2 protein-coding genes and 1 pseudogene are annotated in these 1,950 nt (G+C 72.9%); 2 read left to right on the forward strand and 1 reads right to left on the reverse strand.

Annotation, left to right across the window (positions count from 1 at the left end; all coding sequences use genetic code 11):
* Both AB0M83_RS32640 and AB0M83_RS32645 read left to right on the forward strand, forming a co-directional pair.
* A pseudogene (locus AB0M83_RS32640) lies at window positions 1-695 on the forward strand (hypothetical protein); the annotation flags it as partial.
* Between the two features lie 82 nt (window positions 696-777).
* Complete coding sequence (locus tag AB0M83_RS32645) at window positions 778-1,446, forward strand: HNH endonuclease family protein (protein ID WP_364522817.1); 669 nt, start codon at window positions 778-780, stop codon at window positions 1,444-1,446.
* On the opposite strand, the gene AB0M83_RS32650 is transcribed toward AB0M83_RS32645, so the two are convergent.
* Window positions 1,443-1,950 (reverse strand): fructosamine kinase family protein (locus AB0M83_RS32650; protein ID WP_364522819.1); only part of this gene is annotated, 508 nt, incomplete at its 5' end. The two genes, AB0M83_RS32645 and AB0M83_RS32650, sit on opposite strands and share 4 nt — an antisense overlap.

A 1,950-nucleotide genomic window follows, 5' to 3' on the forward strand; every position in this document is an offset into this window, starting at 1 on the left:
AATCGTGGGGTGAGCGGGACGAGGGTGGGGCGAAGCCGCACCAGACCGGGAGTGAACCGTCCCCGGGCGGCCGCGAGCCGGGCTCGGCTTGGCGTGAGCAGGATCAACCCTGGGATGAGCGCGACGAGGGTGGCGCGAAGCCGAGCCAAACTTGGGGCGAACCGCCCCCGGGCGACCGCGAGCCGGGCTCGGCTTGGCGCGAGCAGGACCCTGGCGAACCCGCGCCGGACCAAGCCCGGGACCATCTCGACCCGCCCTGGCTGGGAACCGATTCCTTCCCCGGTGTGGCCGTCGTGCTCGCCGATCCGCGGGGGCTGCGGCGGATCATCGGGCAGCACAACCGGTGGCGGACCGTCTGGTCGGCCGACGACGTCCTCGACGCCTGCTACGCCCTCTCCCTCGCGCACCTCGCCCCGCCGCGGGCCGCGCTGCTCGCCGATGGCTTCCCCGCCCGCTTGCCTAAGCTCGAGCGGCTGCCCGTGCTCCCCGCCGTCCTGCCGTTGCCGCCCGATCCGCCTCCGGCGGCCGCCGATGATCCCGGCCCGCGGACGCCCGGACCGCGGGGGCACTCCGTCTTCCCTCGGCAGCGGCCGATCCGGCAGGTGCCGTGGGGCCTGGTCTTCGTGCTGACCGTGCTCGTCACCGTGGGGGTGATCGCCGCCGTCTTCGTCGCACAGGTCTTCCACGGCTCGTGAGTTTCGCGCCAACTAGGCCATCTGCACCGTTTCCCCCGCGCGTCGCCTGGGCACCTCCCGGTAGACGTGAAAGGGGTTCACGATGCCGCGCACCCGAGCGCTCGTCCTGCTGGCCGTCCTCGCGGGCGCGTCCCTCACCGGCTGCAAGGTGCCCGACGGACTGGCCTCCGGCTCCCAGGCCGGGTCACAGCCCGCCGGGACCGCCGCCGCGCCGCCGATCGCGCCCGGCGAGGCCAAGGCCCAGCTGGCGCAGCTCAAGGTCGCCGTGCGCGGCACGATGGACGGCTACAGCCGCGAGAAGTTCCCGCACTGGGACAAGGTCGACGGCGCCTGCGACACGCGCGAGCAGGTCCTCAAGCGTGACGGCAAGGACGTCACCACCAACGCCGACTGCGCCCCCAAGTCCGGCACCTGGGTCAGCGAGTACGACGGCGAGACCTGGAAGAAGGCGTCCGATGTGGACATCGACCACATGGTGCCGCTGGGTCAGGCCTGGGTGAGCGGCGCGAAGTCGTGGACCCAGGAGCGCCGCGAGCAGTTCGCCAACGACCTGATCCGCCCGCAGCTGCACGCGGTCACCGACAACCTCAACGAGCAGAAGAGCGACAAGGCGCCGGACCAGTGGAAACCGCCGCTGGTCTCCTACTGGTGCACCTACGCCACCGACTGGATCGTGGTCAAGAGCAACTACGGCCTCACGATCACCGTCCCCGAAAAGACGGCCCTCGAAAGCATGCTCCAGCACTGCTAGAACGAGCGGGCCGCGGCCACCGCCTGCCCGGCGTACGACCGTCCGAACAGGACGGTGTGCACGAGCAGCGGGAACAGCTGGTGCAGCCCGATCCGCCCGGCCCAGCCGTCGGCCAGCGGTGCGACCTCCTCGTACGCGCCCAGCACGCTGCCGAGGTGCGGGCACCCGAACAGGTGCAGCATCGCCAGGTCCGTCTCGCGGTGCCCGCCGTGGGCGGCCGGATCGATCAGCCACGCCTCGCGGCCGTCCCACAGGACGTTGCCCGTCCACAGGTCGCCGTGCAGCCGCGCCGGGGGCTCGGCCGACGGCGGGATGCGGTCGCACGCGCGCTCGAACAGCGCCGCCTCCGCCGCGTCGAACGTCCCCGCGTCGACCGCCCGGCGGACGTAGGGCAGCACGCGGTCCGACGCGTACCAGGAAGCCCAGTCCTCCCCAGGGACGCAGCTCATCGGCGCCCGGCCGATCCACGCGTCGGCGGGCCCGCCCGGGGGAGCCGCGCCGAAC

Source organism: Amycolatopsis sp. NPDC051106 (genome assembly GCF_040682775.1).
In the GTDB taxonomy this organism is placed as follows: Bacteria; Actinomycetota; Actinomycetes; order Mycobacteriales; family Pseudonocardiaceae; genus Amycolatopsis.

What these genes read in the sequence shown, in the direction of transcription:
- AB0M83_RS32645 (WP_364522817.1), top strand. Translation starts at nt 778, where the DNA reads ATGCCGCGCACCCGAGCGCTCGTCCTGCTGGCCGTCCTCGCGGGCGCG.